The sequence below is a fragment of the Nitrosospira multiformis ATCC 25196 genome, assembly GCF_000196355.1.
Classification (GTDB): domain Bacteria; phylum Pseudomonadota; class Gammaproteobacteria; order Burkholderiales; family Nitrosomonadaceae; genus Nitrosospira; species Nitrosospira multiformis.
Map to the genome: position 1 here is coordinate 700,287 of NC_007614.1, position 26,008 is coordinate 726,294.

The 26,008-nt window shown below is 53.1% G+C and carries 19 protein-coding genes, 1 other RNA gene, 1 pseudogene and 1 riboswitch; of the genes and pseudogenes, 11 read left to right on the plus strand and 10 right to left on the minus strand.

All coding sequences use genetic code 11. From position 1 onward, the window contains the following. Positions 1 to 177 precede the first annotated feature (177 nt). Positions 178 to 1,545: a hypothetical protein gene (locus tag NMUL_RS03270; RefSeq protein WP_011379976.1), complete on the minus strand. Its 1,368-nt coding sequence runs from the start codon at positions 1,543 to 1,545 to the stop codon at positions 178 to 180. A gap of 122 nt (positions 1,546 to 1,667) precedes the next feature. Here NMUL_RS03270 and NMUL_RS15585 point away from each other — a divergent pair, with 122 nt between their 5' ends. The 4 genes and pseudogenes from NMUL_RS15585 (at position 1,668) to NMUL_RS15195 (ending at position 4,157) form a co-directional block, all read left to right on the plus strand. Then, positions 1,668 to 1,871, plus strand: coding sequence for a hypothetical protein (locus NMUL_RS15585; protein ID WP_148235534.1), 204 nt, complete (start codon positions 1,668 to 1,670; stop codon positions 1,869 to 1,871). A gap of 151 nt (positions 1,872 to 2,022) precedes the next feature. Further along, entirely contained in the window at positions 2,023 to 2,625 is a 603-nt protein-coding gene (locus NMUL_RS03275; protein ID WP_041352360.1) for a hypothetical protein, read from the plus strand. A 2-nt stretch (positions 2,626 to 2,627) separates the two neighbouring features. Then, on the plus strand, positions 2,628 to 3,131 hold the full coding sequence (locus NMUL_RS03280) for a MaoC family dehydratase (RefSeq protein ID WP_202944837.1): 504 nt from the start codon (positions 2,628 to 2,630) through the stop codon (positions 3,129 to 3,131). Between the two features lie 283 nt (positions 3,132 to 3,414). Next, positions 3,415 to 4,157 (plus strand): annotated as a pseudogene (locus NMUL_RS15195) (IS5 family transposase). A gap of 158 nt (positions 4,158 to 4,315) precedes the next feature. Here the strand turns inward: NMUL_RS15195 and NMUL_RS03295 are convergent. Continuing rightward, entirely contained in the window at positions 4,316 to 4,597 is a 282-nt protein-coding gene (locus tag NMUL_RS03295) for a DUF768 domain-containing protein (RefSeq protein WP_011379979.1), read from the minus strand. Positions 4,598 to 4,843: 246 nt separating this feature from the next. Between NMUL_RS03295 and NMUL_RS15200 the strand changes: the two genes are divergently transcribed. Next, positions 4,844 to 5,122 carry a transposase gene (locus NMUL_RS15200; RefSeq protein ID WP_011379980.1) on the plus strand — a complete coding sequence of 93 codons (279 nt, stop codon included), beginning with the start codon at positions 4,844 to 4,846 and terminating at the stop codon, positions 5,120 to 5,122. 211 nt (positions 5,123 to 5,333) lie between these two features. On the opposite strand, the gene NMUL_RS03300 is transcribed toward NMUL_RS15200, so the two are convergent. The 5 genes from NMUL_RS03300 to NMUL_RS03315 form a co-directional block, all read right to left on the minus strand. Continuing rightward, positions 5,334 to 5,630, minus strand: coding sequence for a hypothetical protein (locus NMUL_RS03300; RefSeq protein WP_011379981.1), 297 nt, complete (start codon positions 5,628 to 5,630; stop codon positions 5,334 to 5,336). Positions 5,631 to 5,801: 171 nt separating this feature from the next. Continuing rightward, positions 5,802 to 7,277: an amidohydrolase family protein gene (locus NMUL_RS03305; protein WP_011379982.1), complete on the minus strand. Its 1,476-nt coding sequence runs from the start codon at positions 7,275 to 7,277 to the stop codon at positions 5,802 to 5,804. 530 nt (positions 7,278 to 7,807) lie between these two features. Beyond that, positions 7,808 to 7,987: non-coding RNA, 6S RNA (gene ssrS / locus NMUL_RS15205), on the minus strand. 80 nt (positions 7,988 to 8,067) lie between these two features. Further along, positions 8,068 to 8,382: a cell division protein ZapA gene (locus NMUL_RS03310; RefSeq protein ID WP_011379983.1), complete on the minus strand. Its 315-nt coding sequence runs from the start codon at positions 8,380 to 8,382 to the stop codon at positions 8,068 to 8,070. Beyond that, the gene (locus tag NMUL_RS03315; RefSeq protein ID WP_074705591.1) at positions 8,379 to 8,579 is read right to left on the minus strand and encodes a hypothetical protein; all 201 of its coding nucleotides are present in this window, start codon (positions 8,577 to 8,579) and stop codon (positions 8,379 to 8,381) included. Before NMUL_RS03315 ends, NMUL_RS03310 begins: the two co-directional genes overlap by 4 nt. A 151-nt stretch (positions 8,580 to 8,730) precedes the next feature. Beyond that, a riboswitch (cobalamin riboswitch) is annotated at positions 8,731 to 8,967 on the plus strand. Positions 8,968 to 9,108: 141 nt separating this feature from the next. Here NMUL_RS03315 and NMUL_RS03320 point away from each other — a divergent pair. Beyond that, on the plus strand, positions 9,109 to 11,142 hold the full coding sequence (locus NMUL_RS03320; RefSeq protein WP_041352800.1) for a TonB-dependent receptor: 2,034 nt from the start codon (positions 9,109 to 9,111) through the stop codon (positions 11,140 to 11,142). Here NMUL_RS03320 and NMUL_RS15900 read toward each other — a convergent pair. Next, positions 11,130 to 11,291, minus strand: a complete 162-nt coding sequence (locus NMUL_RS15900) for a hypothetical protein (RefSeq protein WP_167535551.1) — start codon at positions 11,289 to 11,291, stop codon at positions 11,130 to 11,132. The genes NMUL_RS03320 and NMUL_RS15900 overlap by 13 nt on opposite strands. A 155-nt stretch (positions 11,292 to 11,446) precedes the next feature. On the opposite strand from NMUL_RS15900, the gene NMUL_RS03325 reads away from it, so the two are divergent. Together NMUL_RS03325 and NMUL_RS03330 are read left to right on the plus strand one after the other, a co-directional pair. Beyond that, positions 11,447 to 13,300, plus strand: coding sequence for an ABC transporter transmembrane domain-containing protein (locus tag NMUL_RS03325; protein ID WP_041352361.1), 1,854 nt, complete (start codon positions 11,447 to 11,449; stop codon positions 13,298 to 13,300). A 1,723-nt stretch (positions 13,301 to 15,023) separates the two neighbouring features. Next, positions 15,024 to 17,123 (plus strand): putative bifunctional diguanylate cyclase/phosphodiesterase, encoded by a 2,100-nt coding sequence (locus tag NMUL_RS03330; protein WP_011379987.1) that lies wholly within the window; start codon positions 15,024 to 15,026, stop codon positions 17,121 to 17,123. Between the two features lie 65 nt (positions 17,124 to 17,188). On the opposite strand, the gene NMUL_RS03335 is transcribed toward NMUL_RS03330, so the two are convergent. Next, positions 17,189 to 19,201 (minus strand): polysaccharide biosynthesis protein, encoded by a 2,013-nt coding sequence (locus NMUL_RS03335; RefSeq protein ID WP_011379988.1) that lies wholly within the window; start codon positions 19,199 to 19,201, stop codon positions 17,189 to 17,191. A 1-nt stretch (position 19,202) separates the two neighbouring features. After that, on the minus strand, positions 19,203 to 20,195 hold the full coding sequence (locus NMUL_RS03340; protein ID WP_049783140.1) for an MraY family glycosyltransferase: 993 nt from the start codon (positions 20,193 to 20,195) through the stop codon (positions 19,203 to 19,205). A gap of 238 nt (positions 20,196 to 20,433) precedes the next feature. Between NMUL_RS03340 and NMUL_RS03345 the strand changes: the two genes are divergently transcribed. The 3 genes from NMUL_RS03345 (at position 20,434) to NMUL_RS03355 (ending at position 26,006) form a co-directional block, all read left to right on the plus strand. Continuing rightward, entirely contained in the window at positions 20,434 to 21,702 is a 1,269-nt protein-coding gene (locus NMUL_RS03345) for a dicarboxylate/amino acid:cation symporter (protein WP_011379990.1), read from the plus strand. A 338-nt stretch (positions 21,703 to 22,040) separates the two neighbouring features. After that, a complete protein-coding gene (locus tag NMUL_RS03350; RefSeq protein ID WP_011379991.1) occupies positions 22,041 to 23,264 on the plus strand; it encodes a sialidase/neuraminidase family protein in 1,224 nt (407 codons plus the stop codon). A 117-nt stretch (positions 23,265 to 23,381) separates the two neighbouring features. Then, positions 23,382 to 26,006, plus strand: coding sequence for a TonB-dependent receptor (locus NMUL_RS03355; protein WP_011379992.1), 2,625 nt, complete (start codon positions 23,382 to 23,384; stop codon positions 26,004 to 26,006). The last annotated feature ends 2 nt before the right edge of the window (positions 26,007 to 26,008 follow it).

A 26,008-nucleotide genomic window follows, 5' to 3' on the forward strand; every position in this document is an offset into this window, starting at 1 on the left:
GTGGAAGGCAGCGGGAGGAGGTCGCGCAATTTTCACCGGTGAGGCCACTCAGTTTGATTTTCTATCTGACCAGATTGATGCCCCATCAGGCAGTTGGTTCGGTCATCCTATTGCGGTAGGGATGATGTTAAATGCGAGTCCCTTGCCGCTCCGCAAGGGATTTATCCAGGAATCCCCTTAGAACGCCATCCAGCCGTTCAGATATACCGTATCGTTACCAGGCGCATTGCGGGAGAAGCCGTCATAATTGCGAAAACCTCCGTTGAACTGGAAGTAATGAATGTACTGCGCCGTAAGTTTGAGATTCGCAAACGTAGACAGGACGGAAGTACTCTTGCCGAATGGGATATAGCTCACCTCAACCGTAAATGCCTGACTATTTGGCTTGCCTGATAAACTGCCATCAATAGGATCGGGAGAGTATATGACATTATCCCGTGTGCCCGAGGTCTGGGCATACGCTAGATTGAGCGAATAAGTCTGGAGGAAAGTATATCCGCTTCTGACGCGAACCACGTCCAGGCTTCCATGTCTTTTTTCTGCAAATCCCAATCCCACGCTGGCATTCAGGTCGCGGTGCTCCCGGATGTAAGTGGCATTGAGTTCAAGGATATGCCTGGGATTCGCCAGATATTGGTAGGTGGCGTCAAACCCGAAATCGGTGTACTGGTCGGTACTCGCACCTTGAATCCGCTGTGGATTGGCATTTGCTCTCATGCCGAAGGAGCCGATGGCACCGTAATGGCCTTGCCAGTTGTTTTGTAGCGCCACCCGCCCGTAAGGCGCACCGCCATCGATCCGGTTTTGTCCCGCGTCAAACGTTCCAATCCCTTGCTGAATGTTCCGCGGAAGGCTGGTGTAGCCCCCTCCCTCAACGTATAACATATCATTCCACATCGTATAGACCGTTGCACCGACGACTTGGCTGCCAAGAGACTCAATGAATAGTCCCGCAGCAGGGGTGGGGGCAAGTGGGGATGACGCCCAAGGGAAACCCCAGGCAGGAGTGGTGTTCCAGAGATCCTGAACGGTAGGGTTATTATTCACAGAAATGCCATAAACGAGGCGATTACCGGCCAGGTCGGCCCCATTGGCAAAACGAATATCGGTGTTATCGAGCGCTCCCGTATTGCTTACGCCATCATAGGTCCCCTGCGCGAAAGCGCCGATTTTGGACGTAATGCGGCCAGCATAAAAAATCGAGGCTTCGTCGATAGTTGCGTTATTGTTGGGGCCGAAGCGGTCAGCCGCGCCGCCAAGCTGGCCGTTATTGGTATGGGTAAACGAGCCGCGTATCATGCCAGTGATCGGGATGAATTTGGTTCTATCGGGGTTCACATCGGTGTAACCGGATAGCTTGAAATTGCGTCCGATAGACGTAAGGAGCGGTCCAAAAGCCTGCACATGGCAGGTGCTGCACGGCATGCCGGTCTGGCGCGCAAAGCTGGGCACCGCTTTGACTTCGGCGCTTGATAGCGTAAGGAGCATTCCCGCCAGGATAAGAACGGGAGAGATAACGCTTCTGGAGATGAGCATTTCCCGCATCTGGCGGTTCCAGCGCTAAATACTCGAGTGGACTATAGGACTAAAGCATAGTAAATGTTGAGAAAATGTCCAGTTGAATGCACTGAAATTGTGAAGCTTAACCGCATCCACCAGTGGGATGCGTGGCACGTCAAAAACGCGCAAGAAGGATGTCGGTGATGCCCAATGGTTGGCAATGCTGGCGTGTGTTGGTCTGCTGCGTGGAAAAAGTGAGCGAAAAGCTTTGGAGAGGGGTGCAGGTATTGGGCCAGGAATCGGAACGCTGTATTCAAGCCGAGCCCACCAGCAAACAGGGAGAAGAAATTAGGCTGGCTTGGCTGATGTAGAGTACCGGGAATTGGCCTTCGGTTGCAATTTAGGTGTAATCGCGGCAGGCAGGGCGCCAAAATTCCCTGCTTAATGCAATCCACGATACTAAAATTTCCAATAAGAGATATCCATCTATCCACAGCGCAGCGAACCATTGGGGAGGTGCACATGAACACACATTCTGATTCAGCGGCGCAGACAGACCCTCGCCGGTCTTATTTGACCTTCCAGGATATTCTGGAAACGGTGAGCCACGAACCAGGGCAAGGCCATTTGCTTGAGCAAATCGAAAAAATTGTAAGGGTCCAGCAGCGGGAACGCTTATATGGCATTCTGTCGCAAATCTCGGAAGACCAACTCCTGCCTGTACAGGTCTTGCTCGAGCGCGACCTGCCGCAGAGGGGAAAATGCAATTCGGCCTATAACCGCTTTCGTATTCCATCCTGGAAAAGATACGACGACATCTATTGGCAATCGCTAATCGACTATACGATCCTTGCGCTTCGCACATTCAAGGAAATCGACTTCTGCGCGATTCGCGGGAAGCTCGTGCTGCATTATTTTGATATTCCCGGTGGGACGTCCCGAGTTCAAGATGTCATCCGAAGACTGGTCTGGCTGATCGATAATGACCATTTGTCCGTCGACTTTACGCGATCCCGTTGGATGGAAAGCTGGAGTCATACTGTGGCAAGCATGAGCCGTGAGGAAATATTCACGGCTGCCAGCATCGTCGAGGTCGCCCCTAAATTGTTGCTGAGTGGAGAATAGTATTGAATAAGCTAGAAAATGAGGCGACAGCAATGCCCCTTCCCCGGGATGCACCACCTGCCCGTTATCTGGACGATATGAAAGTAGGGTTGCGCTTCGCTGGAGATCCACGTGTCGTGCAGGAACAAGAAATCATTGCTTTTGCCAGGCAATTCGATCCCCAACCCTTTCATATTGACGCCGCCCTGGCTAGTCAAACTTTATTTGGCGGCCTGATCGCCAGTGGCTGGCACACGGCAGCCATGACGATGCGGTTGCTGCTTGAAGCCTTCCCTATAGGGGATGGCACGATCGGACTTGGTGGCGAAGCGGCTTGGCCCAATCCGGTGCGTGCCAATGATGCCATTCACATCGAAGGGGAAGTCAGCGCCGTCAAACCTTCACGGTCGCATGATGATCGCGGCATTGTCACGGTCCGCACTGAAACCAAAAACCAGAATGGTGACGTCGTACAAACCTTGACAGCCAATCTTCTTGTTTTTCGCCGCAAAAGTAAATCCGCATAAAGTAACCCCTGACCCCCTTCCGTTATCTCCGGCTCAATTAGCATACCTGATTTGATTACACTCAGAAACTAGGCTCAGGACTCATTAATTTCATGATTCACGAATAGAATCAGATGTGATTGACAATCCCGAGCTGAGCGAGAAGGAAGGAAATGCTCAGTGGGGTTTTCTTAGGGCATTTCTCGAACTCATCTATATTTATGAATACAGCTGACTAGGGCCTGTTCACAGTAGTTGATTTGTGTTTACATCCGGAATTTGGATGTGGGTCATGGATCGGGACATGTTGAGCGATGCGCAGTGGGCTCGTATTTCGGGACTATTGCCGGGCAAGCCAACCGACAAGGGAGGGCGAGCGGCGGATAACCGGTTGTTCGTTGAGGCGGTGCTATACACGGCGCGGGTTGGAAACCCCTGGCGCGACCTGCCGCCGAAGTTTGGGAACTGGCATTCGGTGTATGTGCGCTTCGCGCGCTGGGAAGCCAACGGCGTGTGGTCGCGTGTTGCCGAAGCGCTCCAGGGCGAGGCCGATCTGGAAGAGCTATTCATCGACTCAACCGTCGTGCGTGCGCACCAGCACTCGGCTGGCGCGTCAAAAAAAACGGTAGCGATCAGGCGATCGGCCGCTCGCGTGGTGGGCTGACTACCAAGATCCATGCATGCGTGGATGCCTTGGGCAATCCATTGCGCCTGATCCTCACCGGTGGCCAAGTAGCCGACATTACACAAGGGCCCGCACTGATCAATTCCATCAAGACTGATGCAGTTGTCGCCGACAAGGGATACGACAGCCACGTGTTCGTCGCAGTGATCACCGAGACGGGGGCTGAGGCCGTCATCCCGTCTCGGAGCAACCGATGCGCCTCGCGCGAGTTCGATCGGGAGCGGTACAAAGCGCGTAACCTGGTGGAGCGATTCTTCAATCGGCTCAAACAATTTCGTCGCCTCGCGACCCGCTACGACAAACTCGCCAACCGCTTCAATGCTTTCTTGCATCTGGCTTGCGCCTACATCTGGCTACTGTGAACACGCTCTAGCCCCTATGCTTTACGGATGCGAAAAACTACCGGCTTGTCTCCAGGAAGATCCGGGAGAACAAATGACAGCCCTCTTTTGATTATGGATATGTCACGAGCAGCTGACAAGCAAACAACGTGATGCCCTGAAGATCAACCATGCGTGGCTCAGTCGCCATCCTCATTCTCCTGCGCAAGTTGCGACTTGAGATGATAGGCATCGATGTCAAAGTCTCTGCTGTCCGAGACCGCGGCCAGTACTAGGGGTGTAACGCGCTCCCGCTCCTCCTCGGTCTCGAAGTTTGTGAAGTTGGCCGCAGCTGCCTCGGCGAACAGTTTCTCCGACAGCCGCTTTGCCTTTACTTCATAACTCTCTATGTCGGAATTGGCGCCGGGAGGGATGTTTTCCTCGATCCATGTCTTGGCCCACCTCAGGAAGCGATTGCTCATGACTGCCCCCCATCTTCTGTGTTGAGTTCGGCGCCCGTCGCCCCTCATGGGAGCATTTTACTCATGATAAAATAGGTTATCAACTGTAAAAATCCACGTAAACTCGTCCTCATTTCTATCTTAAGTGAGTTCTTGCTGGGAAAACACGGATATTAGCTTGAGGAGGAAGGTTAATCATGCCTGATGGAAGTAAGCCTCAATAAGCGCTTAATTTTTTCGGGTACTTTATGAGATTCTTTCTTTTTTATGAAGGATTTGTTTTACCTGTCGGAAACACAGTTCAACCGTATAAAGCCATATTTTCCCTTGTCTCACGGGTTCCCCGGGTTGATGATCTGCGGGATCATCTACGTGATCCGCAATGGCCTGCAATGGAAAGATGCGCCCAGGGAATACGGGCCGCACAAGACACTGTATAACCGTTCGTGCGCTGGAGCCGACTGGGCGTGTTCAACCGCATCTTTGCGGAACTGCCTGGTAAAGAGGAAACGTCCGACCGCTGGTAATCGATTCCACGCCTCTTAGGGCCCACCCACGGTAGCCAGCCTGCTAAAAGAGGGGATGTTCCCCGCCCGGTCGCACGAAGGGCGGCCTGAACTCGAAGCTTTATGTGGTCTGCCACGCTAGGGGAAGCCTGTGGCCATGCTCCTGTCGAGGCGCAGATGAGCGATTACAAGGGAGCACGTGTGCTGCTGCCGTCATCTTCTATCTCAATTAATGAGTCCTTAACCTAGATTCAGTCGGGATCAACAAAACCGCCTTGACCTACCCGACCGCCCTCAGGCGGCTGGCCACCTTTATAATTCTCGGTCTTCATCAGCTCTTGCTTTGATTTCTTCTTTTCCTTTTTTTTTGCTTCGTTTGTTGCATCACTCTTATTCGAAAGCTTTTCTTCGGTTACTACCGGTTTTGGCGTATTTTCACCGTTAATATTTTGCGACTGGGCATTTACCATACTTATGGAGCCCAGAAGCAGGGTGTTAAAAACAATTGCTTGAAGCTTTTTACTTCCAAAGGAAAAGAGATGGTTCATGGCGGCTCCTTTATTTAACTTTTAACTCACTTCATTCAGATGCATTTCTACTATGGATTACGAATTTGCGACGAAGGGACCGACTTGAGTTTGCCGGGTGAATCCACTCCGCCCCCTTCATGAGTAATGCATTAAGGACTGATCCAGTGTGATTCAAAGAATCTCTGGCGATCAAGGCTGGCCGGCTCCGGGCAGATTGAGGAACTCGCGCCGCGTCTTTGGTCCGTAGGTGAGGAAATGCGGCTGCGGGTGTTCGAGGTAAGCAAGCCGTTCGTGTGCAATGCGGTCGCGCCCGGTATATTTTTTTACTTCCTCCAGGCTGATCGAATAAACCCTGGCAGCATTGAGACCAAAAATCTTCGCCCGGAGCTGTGGAGTAATTTCCGGGTAGTCGTACCTTGCGCGTAATTCAGAGGCGATCTGAAAGGCGCGAAACGCCTGGATCTGGTCTTGCGGCGAGCCATACCAGATAGAATCCGTCCCCCACAGGACATTATCCTCCCCGCAATACTTCAGTAGCTTCCCCAACACGTGCGCTGCGGCTTCAGGGTTGCGCATCAGATATCGCCAGGTACTGCCGAGTTCGGCGTAAACATTCCTGTTGGGAGGAACATCATTGTCGATGAGTGAGCGGATCAAGGTATCAACGCCCTCATCTGCGCCCTGTCCCTGGAAGGGGCCCTCGGGGACACTTGTTACGAAGCCTGAGTGGTAGACCAGAAATGCAACATCAGGAAATCTTTTGGCTGCCACGCCGATGTCGGTACATTTGCTGTGCTCGTAGGATTGCCTGCCGAAGGGCAGGCCCTTGTGCACGCAGATTACTTTCACCCCGAGACTGCGCGCCTTCTCGATAAAGCGCGTTCCAGTTTCATCCGACAGAAAGTAGCCTTTTCCTTCGGGCCCGAATTGCGTGTAAGTCTTCCAGGCGGATACGCCCCAGCGGTCCTTCAACTCATCCATCCGCTCCAGGTCACCTTGCTGATTGGGGTTGACACGTCCGTGCAGCAGCACGCGGTGTGTTCCTTCCATTCTGTCGACGATCCTGCGCACTGCATCCGCCTCCTGGATGGTAAGCGGCTCCGCATCGGGCCGCGATGGTACGAAAGAGAGCACCATCATATCCGTATCCGAGTCAAGGAACACGTCCTTGATGAACTCATCCGGTCCGAGGCACTGTAAATAGCTATGTGAACCTGATTCCAATCCAAGGGCGCATTCGGTCTTGGGCATTTGGCTCAAAGGTTTTGCACCGGGAACAAGCTTTTGCAGCCACGCGCCTTTCGGGTTCACAAAGTGGCCTTGCACGTCAAAAATAAATTCGCCTTTATCGCCAATCTCCGCCTGGGCCAATGCAGGTTCGAGCGCGGCTTCCTTTGTCAGATCGAAAAATCCGCCTGTCCTGCCTGCGGCCGCATTCGCGGCATTGAATGCAAGAAGGGTGGAAGCGGCATCGCAAGCGGAAATGAGAAAATGCCGCCGTGAAACTCCTGTGCGTTTTGCGTTTGTATCAGCCGCTTCGTGGGCGAGACGATTCGCGGCAAGATTTGCAGGCGATAACGGGACCGGCGCGAATTCTCCGTTGGAGGTCGTGTCGAGCTTGATCGGCAGGCGATTACCGTCGGGATCGAGCTGAACTGGGTTCATGGGGGGATGGATTCATGCGGACAGTTTCCCAAAAAGGAAAGTAAACATGGAATTTCACAAGTTGAGTCAGTCTGCCTCAACTTCAGGGTAGTACGTCAGATCGGATTTGGCAAAGAGATCCGCCCTCCCTTTCGTCGCCTCCCTTTCCGTGGTTGCGATCTGCGGTATCTTGATGGGGATATATTGTTGCTTCTTCAGGGTTTGATTTTCCCTTTGTTTCAGGTGCGATGCTATCGAGTTCATCGGATCAACCCAGCCAGTTGATCCCTCAATTCTCTTTTTCCGACAATTTTTCAATTGGATTCAGCAAGAACTTGCCTATGGGGCAGATGAACGGTTCTGCACGGGGGTATACGATTGACCCGGATAGCAGGCTACCGAGGTGGAGGTGCTCAAGCTCGCGGCAGCGATGAAGTTATTTCCGCGTGGATTGAGCAGATGAGTGAAGCGTAATCCGGGAGTCAGTGGGGTCAACTCTGGGAGAAGCCGACAAAAAAAGCGGCACTGCCGCTTTTTTGCCTTTCCTGAATAAAGTCCCCGCAAATGCCGTCAGGTCGTTTATCTTGAACCTTAAGGTTCAAGGTGGTCACTCGCCGGATGCATCAGGCACTTCCGCATGGGACGCGCACAACAGCATCACTTTGGTTCGCAACCGGTTCTCAAAAAGTTGGTTCAAAGAATATAGACCTTGACAAACACCGCAGGGAACAACTCTTATCACTTCCGCGGATATTCAGCTTAACCCGCAAATGCGACATCTGTTCAGTTGCTTCAAAGTTTGATTTCCTATTTAAAACAGTTTGTCCTGCTCCGGCATGGCAGCATCGAGCATTGCCTGCATGTGATCGATTCTACGCCTAAATTCTTCCGTGTCAAAGCCTTCCTTGCTTCTTGCCTTGAGCAACTCATGGGTGATATTCAGGGCTGCCATGACAGTGATGCGCTCAGAGCCGAGTACTTTGCCGCTGTCCCTGATTTCGCGCATCTTCTTGTTGAGATAGGCTACCGCTTGCAGCAACCCCTCGCGATCTTCATCCGAGCAGCTCACCCTGAATTCACGCCCCATGATAGTGACATCCAGGGGCTTGCCTGTGCCTGTATTCATTCTTTGCTCTCGGGAATGCGCGACAAAAGAACTTCGAGCTGTGAGGCAGCCGCACCTATTTTTTCCACCAATAGCCGGTTGTGGCTCGTAGTAACTGCCAGTTGCTGGCGCAACTGAATATTCTCCGTGCGCAGTTGCTGACACAAGCGTACGAATTGGGTGATTTTTTCTTCCAGAGTATCCAGTTCGGGTTCCATCAAGGCACTATAGTTTGGAAATCCTCAGTCAGTCAACTACTAACCTGGTCTTTCGAATATGGCTCCAGGAAAGGTGTGGAATATATGAGACAGCTCAGCTTCCGGCAAGGGTTTTCAATCATTTCGCATGATTTATTCTACGGTTCTGGTAGAATGCCGCCTCGTTTGAGGTGCCTGATCGCTTCCGCGGTCGGGTTAAACGGGAACCAGGTCAGAGATCGATGAAGGTCTCCGGATGCCTGGGCTGCCCCCGCAACGGTAAGCAGGCGTGGACGTATCAGGGAAGCTTCTCAAGGTTTCCTAATGCCACTGTGAATTCTTCAATTCATGGGAAGGCGATACGTCAAATCCTGCGAGCCCGGATACCGGCCTCGGATGCGTACGGACATATCGCGTGGGGCGGTATCCGATCGATATTTCTTTCGTTCGAAGCTCCCACGATATTTTCCTGTTTCCTTGTTCTCACGGCGGGGATGCATATTCCCGGGCAATTATCATGGGTTTGTTTCGCAGGCATCTCTTGCCATGGATGTTTATTTCCGTTCCTTCAGGGGCTCTTGCCGTATCCAGCGATCCGGCGGAGAGATTGCTCCCTGATGTCGTTGTCACAGCAACCCGCTTCAGCGAGTCCATCGACAAACTGCCCAGCGGAGTTTCCATCGTCAATGCGGAACAGATCAGAAACAGCGCCGCTACGACTTTGCCGGAGTTGCTGCAACAACTGTCTGGCATACACACGAGAAATGTCGATGGCAGCCCCGACCCACAGATCGATATACGCGGATTTGGTATCACCGGCGACCAGAACACCCTGGTTTTGCTGGATGGTCAACGCATGAACGAAAATGAATTGACCGGTATCCGCTGGTCGACGATTCCTCTCGATACTATCGAACGCATCGAAGTATTGCACGGCAGCGGTAGCGTCGTTTATGGAGCAGGAGCCACCGGGGGTGTCATCAATATCGTTACACGCGCTGCCAAGCCGGGTCGCATATCGGGTACGGGGGGAGTTTCCTTCGGCAGCTACAGCGGCACGGAATTCAACGGAACGTTCAACGCGGCAGGAAACAACGTTGGGCTGGCGCTCACGGCCAATGCGTTGCGAACAGATAACTACCGCGTGAATAACGCGTTGCGTCAATCGAATCTGCAGGGCGATCTGCGTTACCTGTTCAGCAGCGGCAGGGCGTTGCTGAAGTTCGGACTGGATGATCAGAAGCTGGAACTCCCTGCCAATCGCACTGAAGCACAGTTGCAAACCGACCGGAAAGGCACCTCGACTCCTCGCGATTTCAGCACCCGCCAAGGTGCCTACGTCACACTGAGAGGAGAGAAAGAGACGGAATTCGGTGATCTTGCCGCGGACCTTTCATTTCGGGACAACCACCGTACCGCATTATTCGACGATTACAATCTGGACGGCTTCAACGCCAAAACATTCGTCAATTCCCGCTCAGACCAGTGGCTGTTCAACCCGAGGATGAAGCTGCCCTTTGCGGCTTTCGGCATGGAGCACGAACTGGTACTGGGCGTGAATTTCGAATGGTGGGATTATCGATCGAGACGGTTTACCGGACCGGAAACAGTACCAGGTTCGGCATCCGCCGATATCCCGAGAACGGATGTAGTGGCGACCCAGCTAAACCGTGCCATTTATTTTCAACACGCCTCCACTTTACCTAAAGGTACCGTTGTCAGCCTTGGAGGGCGACTGCAATGGGTAGACAACCGGGCGAATGACCGTTTCAATCCCGCTGTCTACGCCAGCGGCCGGCAGAGCCGTATGGTTTATGCCTATGATGCAGGTCTTCGCCAGCCTCTGGGGGAAGCTTTTTCGGCCTATGGCAGATTTGGGCGCAGTTTCCGGATAGCGACAGTGGACGAAAACTACAACCAGTTTGGCGGTCCAATGTTCGATTCCATAGTGAAGATTCTCGAACCGCAAACTGCCCATACTGGGGAGCTCGGACTGGATTACAAGCAGAAGTCCCTACGTGCGCGCGCTTCGCTTTACCGCACCAACCTCAACAATGAAATCAGCTTCATAAACATAGACCCATTCCTGTTTTTTGCCAACGTCAATCTGCCGCCCACGCGACGGCAAGGTTTCGAGCTGGAAGGTTCATGGACGGTAACGGGCGCACTCGATATATTCGGCAGCTATACGTTTATCGATGCACGCTTTCGGAAGGGAGACTTTGGCGGTGTGGATGTATCCGGAAATCTCGTTCCGCTGGTGCCGCGCCACAAGGTCTCAGCGGGTGGTACATACCGGTTGGGATCCAGTACCCGTGCGGCAGTAGTCATGAATTATGTAGGTGAACAGGTTTTCGATAACGATCAAGCCAACACCGCCACGGGTCGTATGCCGGATTATGTCACGGTAGATCTCAAGGTGACTCATCAGATGAGGAAACTGCTGTTGAGCATGGCGGTGAACAACCTGTTTGATGAAAAGTATTTTTCCTATGCCATTCGCAATTCAGCGGGTACGAGCTTCAGTGCGCTACCTGCCCGGGAACGCAACGTCTGGCTGACGGTAAAGTATCAATTCGACTGAGCCCCTGAGCATTTGAGTGTGCCCCCTTCCGGCTCCGCCAGGTCACGCGCCCACGCTCCGGTCGCCATTTGGCTGCCTTTCCCGAGCCTTCTGGCATCGTTCCCATGTAAATTGTCGGCCTGTACGCGCATCGCGCGCGTTCTGATCATTCTGATTTCGCCAGCAATGAGCCGTGCGAGGGGTTTACAAAGATTGCCTGAACTCCCGTTGCTTTCCACACTTTATCCCCCGCCAAGGCGAGTGCCATAATACGGCTTTTGCCAAACCTGCCGCATCTGCTCCCACAATGCGGCCTGTACGTCTCATGCAAAATACACAAAATACCGGCGCCCGACAGTTATGCCTGCGCCTGACGAGATACGTTGCGCCGTACTGGGACGCGATCATCCTTGCAACAGGGTGCATGATCGCGACAGCGGCGACCGTTCCCATGCTGGCGGCGTTGATGCAGCCGACCATGGACGAAGTTATCGCGAACAGGAACCCCGAGTTGCTGCAACTCGTGCTTTTGGGAATCATCAGCTTGTTTGCAGTGCGCGCAGTAGCCGGACACCTCGCGACTTACGTACTCCATTGGGCGGGCAGCAAACTGGCAGTGGATTTACTCTGCGAGATATTCGACAAGCTGCTCGTATTGCCGCATTCGTATTACGAATCCTGCCCCGGCAGCAATCACATTTCGGTCGATCATGTCTCCAGGATAACATCGGATGCTCCGGAGGTAGCGCGCGCTTTTGTCAACGTGATGACGGTCATGATCAGAGACACATCCACCGTCATTGGCTTGCTTGGCTGGATGTTTTATCTCAATTGGCCGCTTGCCCTGCTGATTTTGTTGATGTCATCGGTGATTCTGCTGGTCACGCAATTGCTTGGAGAGCGGCTGCGGGAAATGGGACGGGAAAGCGAGCGAGCGATAGAGGGTCTCACCCGGATTCTGAAGGGCGCTGCACTGAACTTCATGGTGGTCAAGCTCTATGGCGGTGAGCAGTATGAGAACCAGCGCATGAGGGAACAGGCGGAGGAGGCACGCCGATTTTTCATGAAGCGGGCTGCTGTTGCCTCTCTTTATGTTCCCTTGATACAAACCATTGGTGCTGCCGCTATAGTCCTCACCCTTTATTTTGCCGCAAATGAAGCAGTCGCCAGTGAACTCACGACAGGAAGCTTTGCTTCTCTTATTACGGCCATTCTGCTGCTGATTGTTCCGGGGAGGCGAATAGCTGAAGTGGGAGGAACCTTCCAGCGCGGGCTGCTCGCGGCTGGAAGCCTGTTCTCGTTACTTGACGGGGAAGTGGAATCGGAGACAGGAACCGTCGTGATTCAGCGGGTGCGTGGAGAGCTGCAATTCGAGGAAGTCGGCTACGGCGAACGTACAGAGCGTAATCCAGGCACCTCGTTAAAGGTTCGCTCCCTGGGGAATTCCGATCCTGCAGCAGTACTGAGACGTGGACTAAATTCCGGATTGCATGATGTTACCTTGATCATTCAGCCGGGCGAGACGGTGGCGGTGGTTGGCTGCGCGGAAACCATGGATGTACTTACGTATATGGTGCCGCGTTTCCTTACTCCCACATCCGGGAGAATTCTCCTGGACGGACATGATCTCAGGAGCATCACGCTGGCGAGCTTGCGGGCCAACATTGCATTAGTATCTCCGCACACGACGCTGTTCAATGACACTGTCGCGGCGAATATTGCATATGGTGCAATGGGGCGGGCCACTGAAGCACGGATTACGTGGGCAGCTCGCGCTGCTCATGCATCCGAGTTCATCCGGAAGCTGCCGGATGGGTTGCAGACTATGGTCGGGGATGGCGGCGTAGAACTCCCCGTGAGTCAGCGGGTGCGCATCGCCGTTGCGCGGGCGCTTCTGAAAAATGCACCTCTATTGATCCTGAACGAGAAGCTGGGAATGCTCGAGCCGGATTCTGTGCCTCTTGTGCAGGCAGCATTCGATACCGTGATGCAAGGTCGTACCACGTTCGTTATTGCAGATCGTTTATCCACTCTGGAGAAAGCAGATCAGGTTGTCATGGTGGACAAGGAGCGCATTGTGGACAGGGGCTCACATCGGGAGCTGATGGCAAGAGATGGGGCTTATACCCGGTTGATCCGCAGAGTATTCGGTTCAAAAACTGCGGTAGCCGCCCGGTAAACTGCAACAGATCATGGACGTTCTATCTGCCATGAGGCTTAGGCTCGGAACCCACTACGCCCAGAAATATTTCTGTCGGTATTTGTCAGCTCATAGATGCCCTGAGGGGAAAGCGCGAGCATCATCTTCTACATTGCCGGAGCCGTTTCCGTTCAATCAAGCGCGAGTACGGATACATCCAAGACGAGTTTCTGTCGGTGGCGCGGAAGATTGCATGAGAAACTTTCATTGAGCTTGCGGGGGGGGGGGCAGTTGAAGTGAGCTTTATTCTGACTGAGGAAAGGACAACGTTTTCTGGCTGTCTTGAAGGAGGAAAAGCTGTAACTATTTAGTGTCGAGTTCCCAGTGGAGCCCAGGACTTTATCCAGATAACTGCGGCGCTTTTGCAAGGAACCGATTTGCGAGTCACTCTGGCTCTTCGTGAGTGGACAGGGGAAAATTTGCCATCTTCATTACGGCAGGCATGGCGAAATTAATGGAGTAATCCTGTCGGACGGCACGAGTGTCCGCTTTCCGCGCGAAGTATTACCAATTCGAGCCAATGTTAAAAGTCGGACAGAGCATTACGGCATCGGGCTACGGCACCAAAATCAATTCGCCCAAGCACTAGAGGCACCCAGCTAGGCTTTTCAGGGCAACAGGATAGTCTCTCGTATTCCTCAATATCCCCGATGTGGAGCAAGGAATAGCTTGCCGATGTTGCGTCAGCCGAGAGTCAACCTAATATACCTGTCCCGCTTTCAAGAAGCTGGATTCAGAGCGTTAATATCTGTTCTGCATTAGGCTGCCGGTACCTCATCTTATGGCTCCCTTTAGGGTTTAGGGGCGTGGAAAGATTGCTACCTTTAACCGGCTATTGGCATGAGGGAAACCTTAAATTCGAAAAAGCATCCAGTCTGGTTAAATTTGTATACGCATATTCGAACTTTCAGGCTGCACCCCACCTCACCGGCTTTAGTCGGTAGTTATTGGGCGAATTATTGGGCAAATACCCTATCAAACAAGAAAAACACGGTCCACTGACGTGGTGGAACTTATCATCATCTCGTGCCCCTCCATCTTGAATGCAAGTGAATACTGGGAACTGGAGAAGGTGAGGTTACGAACAGAACTTCAAACATCCTGGAGTTATTATGCGTTCAGCAGGCAAAAAATGTCCTGCTGCTGTTGAATTCTGTAAACAGAGTTTTATCTGCAGTACATGGAGAACAAGCAATCATTATTTTTCTCGAACATGGAACAGCATAGGTTTCAATGCTACAAGTTTTTACCGGTACACCTACAGCCAGGCCCTAGTTAAACCACTCTATTCAAGGCTTGGAGTTTTTCTACAGAGGAAGGGCCAGGAGTAGATTTCTGCTTTGTTATCCACCTCCGTTACTCCATTACCCTTCAATGTCAAAATCCTTATGGAGGGCTTTCGTGTTTATCAAGGATAGCGAATAGCGAAACAGCCTGTTTCTACGCTTACTCCAGCTGGGTGTGGATGCTCCTTGTTCGTTTCGCAACTGGTTTCTCCGGTCATAAGCTCCAACTAAGGACACGATCAGGAGCAACGCTACTGTGCTGCTACGAATACATGGGACAGGGATAGTCGCGTTTATTCCCGTACCTGAAGTCCGCGTGCCCATTAAATATGTTTATATCGAAAATCACAGATTGATTCGTCCCGATCAGGAAGAGGAAAGGACAGATAGAGCATGGATAAGAAAAACGAAAAAGCATGAAAAAAGAGTTTGAATTGAATTACTCACTCTCCGTGCTGAAAGCAGCGATAGAGGCAACGGTTGACGGCCTTCTGGTTACAGATAGACGGGGCAAGGTGCTTTGCTACAACCAGCTTTACGTGAATATGTGGCCCATTCCAGGTGAACTCCTGGCTCATGCGAGACACCAGGCAATCCTGGGCTATTGTGCCGGGCAATTAAGAGATCCCGAGCAATTCCTGCGCTCAATCGAGGAAATTTATGCGACCTTGGCACCAGAAAGCTTTAATGTCTTTGAATTTCGCAATGGCAGGGTATTTGAGCGATGTGCAAAAGTCAAAACTCTGGAAGGATCTGACATCGTGCTCGTTTGGAGCTTCAGGGACATTACTGAACGAAGACAGGGGGAGAGCTACAAAGCGCAGTTAGCGGCAATCGTCGAGTCCTCGAATGACGCCATCATTGTCAAGGATCTCAACGGCATTATTACCGGTTGGAATGCCGCGGCAGAAGAGCTTTTTGGATATCGTTCCGGCGAAATAATAGGCTCTTCCATATTGACGCTGATTCCGCCCGACCGCCTGGAGGAAGAGGACAGAATCATGAACCTCGTCAAGAGCGGGAAACGCACGGACCATTTTGAAACCGTGCGATGGGGGAAGGGCAAGAAATCGATTGATGTCTCCGTCACGATATCCCCGGTGAAGGATAGCGCCGGCAATATCATTGGTGCATCAAAGATTGCACGGGATATCACTCAGCGCAAGGAATCACAAGAACGTATCGAGTATCTCGCCCATTACGATTTGCTGACCGGCCTGCCCAACCGCGCGCTGTTCACCGACCGCATGAGGATCGCGATCGAGAACGCCAGCCGCTATGCCTTCCGGCTGGCATTACTATTCGTGGACCTCGATCGCTTCAAGCTGATCAACGATTCGCTTGGTCATGCAATCGGCGACAAGCTGCTCAAGGCAGTTGCAGAGCGCATGCAGTCCACGGTTCGCCAGGCGGATACAGTCAGTCGGCTGGGGGGGGATGAGTTCGTTGTCCTGCTGGGCCGGATTCATACAGCGACGGAGGCGGCGCGAGTTGCCGAGAAGCTTATTGCAGTCTTGTCTCAGCCCTATCAAATAGAACAGCATGAACTCTTGCTGACCGCAAGCGTCGGGATCAGCATTTATCCGGATAGCGGTAAGGACGTCAACAGCTTGATGCGCAATGCCGACGTTTCGATGTATTCGGCCAAGGGGCAGGGCAGGAACCGCTACCAGTTCTATTCTGAAGATTTGACTTCCGGCGCAGACGAGCGGCTCAGGCTGGAATACGACCTGCGCAGCGCTCTTGCGCGTGACGAAATTTTCCCGGTCTACCAGCCACAGCTGGAGCTTGCTACCGGACGCGTGGTAGGCGTGGAGGCGCTCATGCGCTGGAAGCACCCCGAGCGAGGGCTAGTCTCCCCTGCAAGCTTTATTCCCGTAGCCGAGGACAGCGGTTTGATTCTGTCTCTGGGGGAGCACATCCTGAGGGAATCCTGCCTGCAGGCACGCCAATGGCATGAGCAGCAGGGATTCGAGGGAACAATCGCGGTAAACGTTTCAGCAGTACAATTCCGTCAGAATGATTTCACGGATGTTGTACTGCGCGCACTTGCAGACAGCGGTCTTTCGCCAGAATGCCTGGAACTCGAGTTGACCGAAAGTGTGGTGATGCATGGAGTGGAATCGGCTACACAGAAAATGTGCTTCCTGGAGTCCCGGGGTATAAAACTGGCTATTGACGATTTCGGTACCGGCTATTCCAGTTTGTCCTATTTGCGGCAATTTGCCATTGACCGGCTAAAAATAGATCGAAGCTTCGTTCGTGATCTCCCCCAGGACACTGATGCCAAAGCTATTATTCGCGCCACTGTGGCAATGGGGCGCAGCCTTGGCTTACGTGTAATGGCGGAAGGTGTAGAGACGGAAGGGCAAGCGGAGTATTTGCGAAGCGTTCAATGCGATGAAAGCCAAGGCTATCTGTATGCAAGGCCAATGAGGCCAGATGATTTTGAAGCCTGGCTAAAGGGTAGGAAGCCAGATTTTAGGGGCTCGCGCTATCAAATGGCGCAATCGTAAGCATTCCAACCACCATTCAGCATTTGGGTCAAAAGCTGCAACGGCAATGCAACAAGAAGCAGCGCCTATGCGATACGAGACTCGCGAACCTGGGAAACGGGGATAACTGATTCCGCGCTCACGTATTCCGGAACCCATCTGGGCAGCTCCCGCTTGACCTCTTCGTCGCTCAGGGCGGGATGCTCCTCAAGCCACGCCAGCAGAGCTGTCAGCCATTTTCTGTCTACCTGACGTGCTTGCGCGATACGCAATTTGGGGTGGGGCGTGGGAAGCGTATTTTCGTCATCCGCCAACAGTTCTTCGTAGAGTTTTTCGCCGGGGCGCAAGCCATTGTAAACAATTTTTATTTCATCCTCGCTCAATCCGGAAAGACGAATCAGATCTCGCGCAAGATCGGCGATTTTAATCGGTTCGCCCATATCCAGCACGAAAATTTCCCCCCCCCGCCGCTTGCCGCCCATCAAGCCGGCCTGTAGAACCAACTGTGCTGCCTCAGGTATGGACATGAAATAACGGGTGATTTCCGAGTGCGTTACCGTTATCGGTCCCCCTTTTTCAATCTGCTCCCTGAATTTGGGAATCACGCTGCCCGCACTGCCCAGCACATTACCGAAACGCACCATGACGAATCGTGGCTCCTGCCTCCTTTCAAGCCTGCTGCCCAGAACAATTTTGCCGGAGGCGTTTTCGGTGGGACTGTCAGGAGATGCAATCGACTGCTGTAACGCCTGGCATACCATTTCAGCCAGGCGTTTACTCGCGCCCATGACATTGGTCGGGTTGACGGCCTTGTCGGTCGAAATCAGGACGAATTTCTCCACCCCGTACCGGATGGCGGTTTGCGCCAGGACATAGGTTCCCCGCACGTTGTTCAGCACCGCCTGCCATGCATTTTCCTGTTCCATCAGGGGCACATGCTTGTAGGCAGCCGCATGAAACACAATAGCCGGCCGGTATTGCAGGAATACCTGTGATAGCCGCGCTTCATCCTTGACATCGCCAATGGCGAATATCATGGGAATCTCTGGAAAATCGGCCTGGAATTCCTGCTCTATGCTGTACAGCGCAAATTCATTCAATTCAAACAGTACCAGTTGAGCCGGTGCGAATTTGACGATCTGTCGGCATAACTCCGATCCAATCGAACCCCCCGCGCCTGTAACCAATACCGTTTTTCCCGTCAGTAAATCGTGCAGTCCATCGTTATCCAGCACGACAGGATCCCGCCCCAGCAAATCTTCAGGCTCGACTGTCCGGATTTGTGACACCTTGATGTTGCCGCTCACCAGGTCGTTATAGGAAGGGACGATCAAGGCCTTTACCCCTGCCGCTGCACACAGTTGCAAGGCTCGACGTCGGTCGCGCAGGAGGCGGTCGGGGCGGCGGCGATCAGAGTGGGTGCGATAGGATTTGCGGCGATCTGAAGCGGAGGAGGTGAGAGCGATAATGGCATGCGCGACACCCAGTTTCCGGGCTACCTCCGGCAGATCGTTGATGCGGCCCAGTACTTTGAATCCGTGCAGCATCAGCCCCCGCTTGGCCGGATCGTCGTCAAGGAAACCCGCGACGCGCCATTCCACATTGCGCGCCAGCTCTTTTACCAAGCCGACAGCAGCATCACTTGCTCCTATCACCAGAACGAGATTGCCTCCCGTTTTACTGCGGCCGTAAAGCCGGTGTTCTTTCCAGAACCGGTAAGCGAGACGGCTGCTTCCCATGATGAACAGCAGCAGGATGGGGGCCAGTATCAGCACAGTTCTGGGGACACCGACCAGTATCTGCAACATGTATAGCACCAATGGGACGGCTGCAGCCGAAGCGGATACAGCAAACAGGATGCGCCGCAAATCGGGCAGGCTTGCGTAATGCCAGAGTCCACGATACAGGCCAAAGAATAAGAAGGCTGCTGCGTGTATCGGGACCACCCACGGCAGAATCTCTTCCAAAGATGCCAGATAAACGAAGGGTATCTCGAAATTGAAGCGGAACAGATAAGCCAGGGACCAGGCGATGGCGGCAGCTACAACATCATGCCCGAATGCAATAACCGTCCTTATGTTGAGTTTGGGCGCGGGCATGCTATGGACTATCCGGGGCATGCCGCAGACGGCGATCGCAAAGGCATATCATGACCAGATAAATTCCGATCCACGCGGTCACCATTCCGAACTGAACGTTCGTGTGCTGCTGAGTCGCCCAGAGGGCGCTGATGGCTGTGGCTGACATCAGAACGTAGCCGATCAGAGCCGTATTGCGATGACCCAGACCGCTTCGCACTAGGCGCTGGTAATAATGCTCGCGATGCGCTCGCCAGATTTTTTCGCCTCGCAGTCCGCGTTTTATCAAGGTGACGGAAGCATCGACGATAAACGGCGAAAATACGAGCAAGGGAAACCATGGAGGCCAGCAGCCATTTATCCATCCCATCATACCTAATGCTGCAGCAAGGAACCCGAGCGGAATCGAGCCCGCGTCTCCCATGAAAATGCGTGCGGGATGAAAATTAAACAACAGAAAAGCTCCTGCTGCTGCGGCAATACAGAAGTTGGCGATTGCAAAGGCCTCGTTTCCGGAAATCCATGCTGTCGCTCCGTAGCAACTGAAACCGATCAGTGTCATGCCGCCTGCCAGTCCATCCGAACCGTCCATGAAATTATAGAGGTTGAGCATCCAGGTAATGCAGAGTGCGGCTGCTACGGCGACAAGCCAGCCGTAGGTGGCAGCAAGGGTTACGGCAGAAAACCAGATTCCAAGTCCTGTGTAAATGACGAGCCTTGGCCATACCGGCAGGCTGCGTACATCATCGGCGAAAGATATCGTTACCAGCAGCACAATCGCAACCCATATCGACACCGGCGGTTTTACCGGCAGAAACGTCCATGAGACGAAAATCCCCGACATCAGCCCCAGGCCTCCCGTGCGGGGAACGGGACGAGTATGCAGCGATCGGGAATTCGGCTGGTCCAGGATTTTGAGAATATTCCCTTTGATCAGACACGAAATCGTTCCTAGCGACACGGCAAACGCTATGAATGGCGGGATCAGATATAAAATCGGGGAGCCGGAATTCATGATCGGATTATAGCCTTGATGACTTATGAGGCGCATGCATGCATACTTCAGCCCATGCCAGTCCATTGCGCGGGAGAATGAGGTAAATAATACCGATTTTCGATCTCCCCCCGCCAGCACCTTATCTGCCCTGCACAGCCCGCTTCCAGTCCCAGATCAGGTTCGACATTGTCGGGAGAAGATTCTGAGAATGTCTGTACGAGTTCGCACATATCAGCGCAAATCGTAAAAAACATTAATGAAAAAAATCTCGCTCAATACGCAAATATTATGGGGTGTATTCGCCGGCCTCTTCCTGGGCCTGGGTTTATCCCTGCTCGATGAAGAATCGGTGATTTTCCGAGCCGGATTATATGGCGCCGAGCTGCTTGGCACGCTGTTTATCGACCTGTTGAAAATGGTGCTCATTCCGCTCGTGTTCACATCGATCGCAGTAGGCGTGGCCAACTTGCGGGCGCACCAGCAGATGCATAAGGTATGGAAAGCAACGCTTGGTTTCTTCCTGTTTTCGATGGCGCTGGCTATTCTGCTGGGTTTGACCGCAGCCAACATTGTCCGTCCCGGAGAAGGGCTGCAGCTCGCCATGTTCCAGGATGACATGCAGAACTTCCAGGCCGGGCAGATGCCTTTAACGGAGTTTGTTGCGCAACTGCTTCATTCGCTGTTTCAGAACCCCATGACCGCCCTGGCTCAGGGGAATGTGCTCGCAGTGGTCGTTTTCGCGCTCCTGCTGGGCATTGCAATGGTGGTGGGCGGGGAGCGCTACGCCAACATCCTCATACTGCTGCAGGAGCTGCTGGAGCTGATGCTGATGCTGGTTGGCTGGATCATGCGCCTTGCTCCGCTCGGCATCATGGGACTGCTGGTAAAACTCGCTGCCACACAGGACGTGACTTTGCTTGCCACATTGGTCGAGTTCATCGCGGTGGTGATTGGAGCCACTCTGCTGCACGGGATGGTAGTGCTCCCGCTGATTCTTTATTTGGTCACGGGAATGACGCCGTTCAAATTCTGGCGCGGCGCCCGCGAAGCACTGCTAACAGCTTTTGCGACCAGCTCCAGCTCAGCCACCTTACCCGTCACTTTACGCTGCGTGGAACAGCACCTGCACGTCAAACGCGACATTGCCGGATTTGTCATCCCGTTGGGTGCAACACTGAACATGGATGGCACTGCTTTGTACGAAGCCGTGGCAGCATTGTTCGTGGCCAACCTCATCGGGATAGAACTTAATCTCGCACAGCAGATGATCGTGTTTTTGACTGCGATGCTGGCTGCCATGGGTGCTCCGGGCATACCCAGCGCGGGAATGGTCACCATGGTAGTCGTGCTGCAATCGGTCGGCTTGCCGGCGGAGGCTATCGCCATTCTGCTGCCGGTCGACCGCTTACTGGATACATTCCGCACCGCTGTGAATGTCGAGGGGGACATGGTGGGCAGCCTCGTCGTGCAGAAATGGGTGAGGAAGGAGTCCATACGAGGTTCCAGAAGCGATTCCGAAGGGTAAGAGGTATTAAGAGGTCCGAAGAGGGGGCTGGTTTCCCGGCTACTTCTCGGAGGACAGATTGGACTACGGTGACAGCCAGACGCGCCGATATCAGCTCAATATGGTTTTACCGATCTTCCTCGCGACATTTTCCACCGATGTTCTTTACATAGGTGCGTGGATTACGCCCCTTCATAGCGTAACTCCGATCATTCCCGATTTTGCTTGCAACACCTGTAGCGAAGGTTGCAAGGCCTTCATTTCGAAAATGCCGGAAGCTCTTCAGGTGCGACAATTTGTCACATTCCCACCCTTTCCGAAATCGATTATTCTTGTGCGCTCATTCGATGAGGAAGTCGATGTTTGCCCTCCCTGGTTTTGCCGGACTCTTTCTAGCGCTTGTTTCCGTAGCTGTCGTCGCAGCAGAACCGCATTCGAGCGGTGAAACCCATCATCATCCGGCAATGCATTCCGCAAAATCCGTCAAGACTGCGCTGGCGGTGGGAGTGACGCTGGATCAGGATGGGCGATTATGGCTGGCGAGAGTTGTCGACCAGCATTTGCTGGTTTCCTGGTCGGAAGATAGCGGAAGCAGTTTTTCCGAACCCGCGGTCGTAACACCTGAACCGGAAAACATCTCCATCGATGGCGAGAATCGCCCCAAGATCGAGGTTGCGCGTGATGGCAGCGTACTTGTAACCTGGACGCAGGTTCTTCCGCAAAAATATTCCGGCAATGTGAGGTTTTCACGTTCAATCGACTCGGGCCGGACGTTTTCAAAACCCATTACCCTCAATGACGATGGCCGCGTTACCAGTCACCGCTTCGACTCTCTGGCAATCGACGGGGACGGGAGGGTGATAGTTGCTTGGCTGGACGCAAGGGATCGCGATGCAGCAAGGGAAAAAGGCGAAGAGTACCGGGGTGTATCGCTCTATACCACGCAATCATTCAACAATGGCGAGAGTTTTGGCCGGAATCGAAGAATCCAGGAGCACACGTGCGAATGCTGTCGGACGGCGCTTATCTGGAGCAGGGAGGGGCCAATCGTTTTACTGCGGAATATTTTTGGTGCCAATACCCGTGATTTTGCGCTGATCAATCTCGACAAGGGCGGCATAAGAAGGGTAAACCGTGACGAATGGCAGGTCGATGCGTGTCCGCACAATGGAGGAAGCCTTGCAACGGACCGAAGGGGCCAGTTGCATCTCGTCTGGTTCACAAATGGCCCGGCAGATCAGGGATTATTCTATAAGCGGATCGATGGCAATTGGGAATCGAAACCCAAGCCGATAGGCAATGCGGACGCGCAGGCAAATCATGCTTCCGTGGTTGCCGATGGAGAAACCGTCATTCTTACCTGGCGTGAATTCGATGGAAATGCTTATTCCGCAAAGATGATGTACTCGAATGATAGTGGCGAATCTTGGAGTGAACCGATGCGCCTGATGGAATCCGATGGCGCGACAGACTACCCTATCCCGCTGATCGATAACAGGAAAGTTCTGATCGTCTGGAATACTGCAAAGGAAGGCCTGCGTATTTTACCGATCGAGCGGGTGACCGCCCGGTATTCCGGTTAGCCCAATTCCCTCTGGATAGACAACGGGTGGCGGAGGTGGGGCGCGGAAAACGAGTGCAAGCATCCGCCATGGCTGTGCTTATCAATAATAAATAAATCGAGAAAGATAATTCAGGTCATGAAACGGATTCCTTTTGCACTGGTCGGTTTGCTTTGCGTCCCGTCGGCGTGGGCGATGCAAGAGATAGAGCAGCCAAAACAGTTTTCCCAGAAAAGAATACCGGTTCGTCTACCGGCTACCAGTCTATCCATGAACCCGGCGCAGTCAGATACCCCCGTTTCATCGATGGGAAGTGAGACGCGCTCGGGAATGCTGGTGGCGGAAGCGACAGCCGTAACGACATCCGGTCAACCGCAGACCGGTGAAACTGGCACCGGCAAACCGGATAAGGATAGAGAGGATAAGGAGAACAAGGGCGGCAAGGAAAAGAAAGACGATATTCCGGCAGTTCAAAAGGAAACCGTCTTCAAGGAAATGGTGGTCACTGGAGAGACGGAGCGGGACACGCACTTTACTTCGCCCTCGACACGTGTGACGCGAGCTCAGATCGAGCGGCAGAATGCGCAGACCACGGAGGAAGTGCTCAAGTACATGCCCAGCCTGCAGATCCGCCAGCGCTACGTGGGCGATCCCAATGGTGTCCTGGGTATCCGGGGTGCGGACATGTTCTCAACCGCGCGCAACATGGTTTATGCGGACGGCCTACCTTTGCACAACTTTCTGCAGGCAACCTTCAATGGTGCGCCGCGTTGGTCGCTGGTGGGTCCGAACGAGATCGATTCCGTCGATGTCGTGTATGGCCCCTTCTCGGCCGAATACAGCGGCAACTCGATTGGTGGCGTCGTCAACATAAAAACTCGCATGCCGCACAAGCAGGAATTCTACGTCGAGAGCAGTCTTTTCATCCAGCCGTTCAAGATTTATGGACCGGACAAAGGAACGTTCATAGGTGACCGACAGTATGTTTCGTACGGTAATCGGATTCAGGATAAGTTTACGGTATTTCTTGCCTACAACCGGCTGGAAGCGCAGAGCCATCCCCAGTCTTATTTCATCGACAATACAGGACTATTTGATGTGCCCGGGGGAACGCCGGTTAGCGGCGGCATTCGAACCCCGGATACGCGCGGAACGCCCAGCGTCATCTATGGCGATACCGGACCGGAAAAGGTGAATACCCACTTGTTCAAGGGTAAATTCGGGTATGACATAACTTCCAATCTTCAGGCGCTCTTTACAGTGGCGTATGAAGATCGTACCCGCCACCAGAATCGGCCACGCAATTACCTGCGCGATGGGAGCGGGAATCTGTTCTGGGGTGGCCCTGCTCCCACCTGCGCGCCCGGTGCTCCCTGTGCTAATCCTGAGAACGCCTTGGGCAATGCTTCCCTGGATGGGACCCGCTTCGATGTGATGCAGCGTGGTTTTGGCGGGAGTCAGGACAAGCGCGAGACGCTGAACCTGGGTTTATCGCTTCGCGGCGCCTTGACTCCTGACTGGAATATCGATACCACCATGAGCTATTTCGATGTCCTGAAGGATATTCGCGCTTCGGCCTTTTTCAATCAGGGTGATCCGGCTAATAGCGGGACTGGGCAGCTCCAGGATTTCCGGAGATTCAGCTGGTTGAATTACGATCTCAAGTTGAGCGCGCCCGTGCTGCTTGGCAATGACAAAGTATCGTTTCTGGCCGGATATCACTTCGATCAGTACAACCTGAGTTTCAGGCAATATTCCCTGACCGATTATTCGACCTTGACCCGCGGCGCATTGCAGGCCAATCGGAACAACGACGGGCAGACCTCGATGCATGCAATGTTTGCGCAATCCACATTCCGATTCCTGCCGCAATGGGATGTTACCGCGGGAGTACGCCAGGAGTGGTGGGCGGCAACGAAAGGGGTCGTGGGTAACCTCGAAGTGCCGGATCGCTCCCTGGCGGCAACCTCGCCTAAAGTTTCAGTGGGATATGAGCCAGGACAGTGGAAATATCGCTATTCCTTCGGTCGAGCGCATCGTTTTCCGGTTATTGCGGAGCTTTATCAATCCTTGAGCACGCCCACGAGCATACTGACCGCGAATGCAATGCTCAAGCCCGAAAATGGGGTCCATCATAACTTCATGGTCGAGTATGGGCTGCCCAAGGGCTATATCAGGGTAAATGCTTTTCGGGACGACATCAAGGATGCCATTCAGCAGGTAAATACTGTCTCGGGTGTAGTTATTACCAGTGGATTCCAGAATATCGGCCAAGTCAGTACGACTGGAGTGGAACTGATCTATGATCAAAGGCGGATTCTGGGTTCAAAACTCGATTTCATGTTCAACGGCACCTGGATGAATGCGAAAGTGGAAAAAGGACCGATCGTGGATTTTACTACATCTACCGGTGTACCCGCCGACTATAATCTAACCGGTAAGCAGATCATTCGCCTGCCGCACTGGCGAGCCAATTTTTTCGGCACTTATCATATGACCGAGGCTTGGGATATCTCCCTCTCAGGCCGATATACGAGCGACTCGTTCAACGATCCCGACAACGGGGATCATGTAAACAACGTATTCGGCTCCCAGAGTGATTTCTTCTTCATGGATTTCAAGACCAGCTACCGCTACAAGTTCCAGAATGGTCTGAAAAGCCGGTTTTCATTTGGCATCAGCAATCTCAACAACGATAAAGCCTGGGTGTTTCACCCCTATCCGCAACGCACCTACTTGGTTGAGGCGGCGTTCAGCTATTAGGG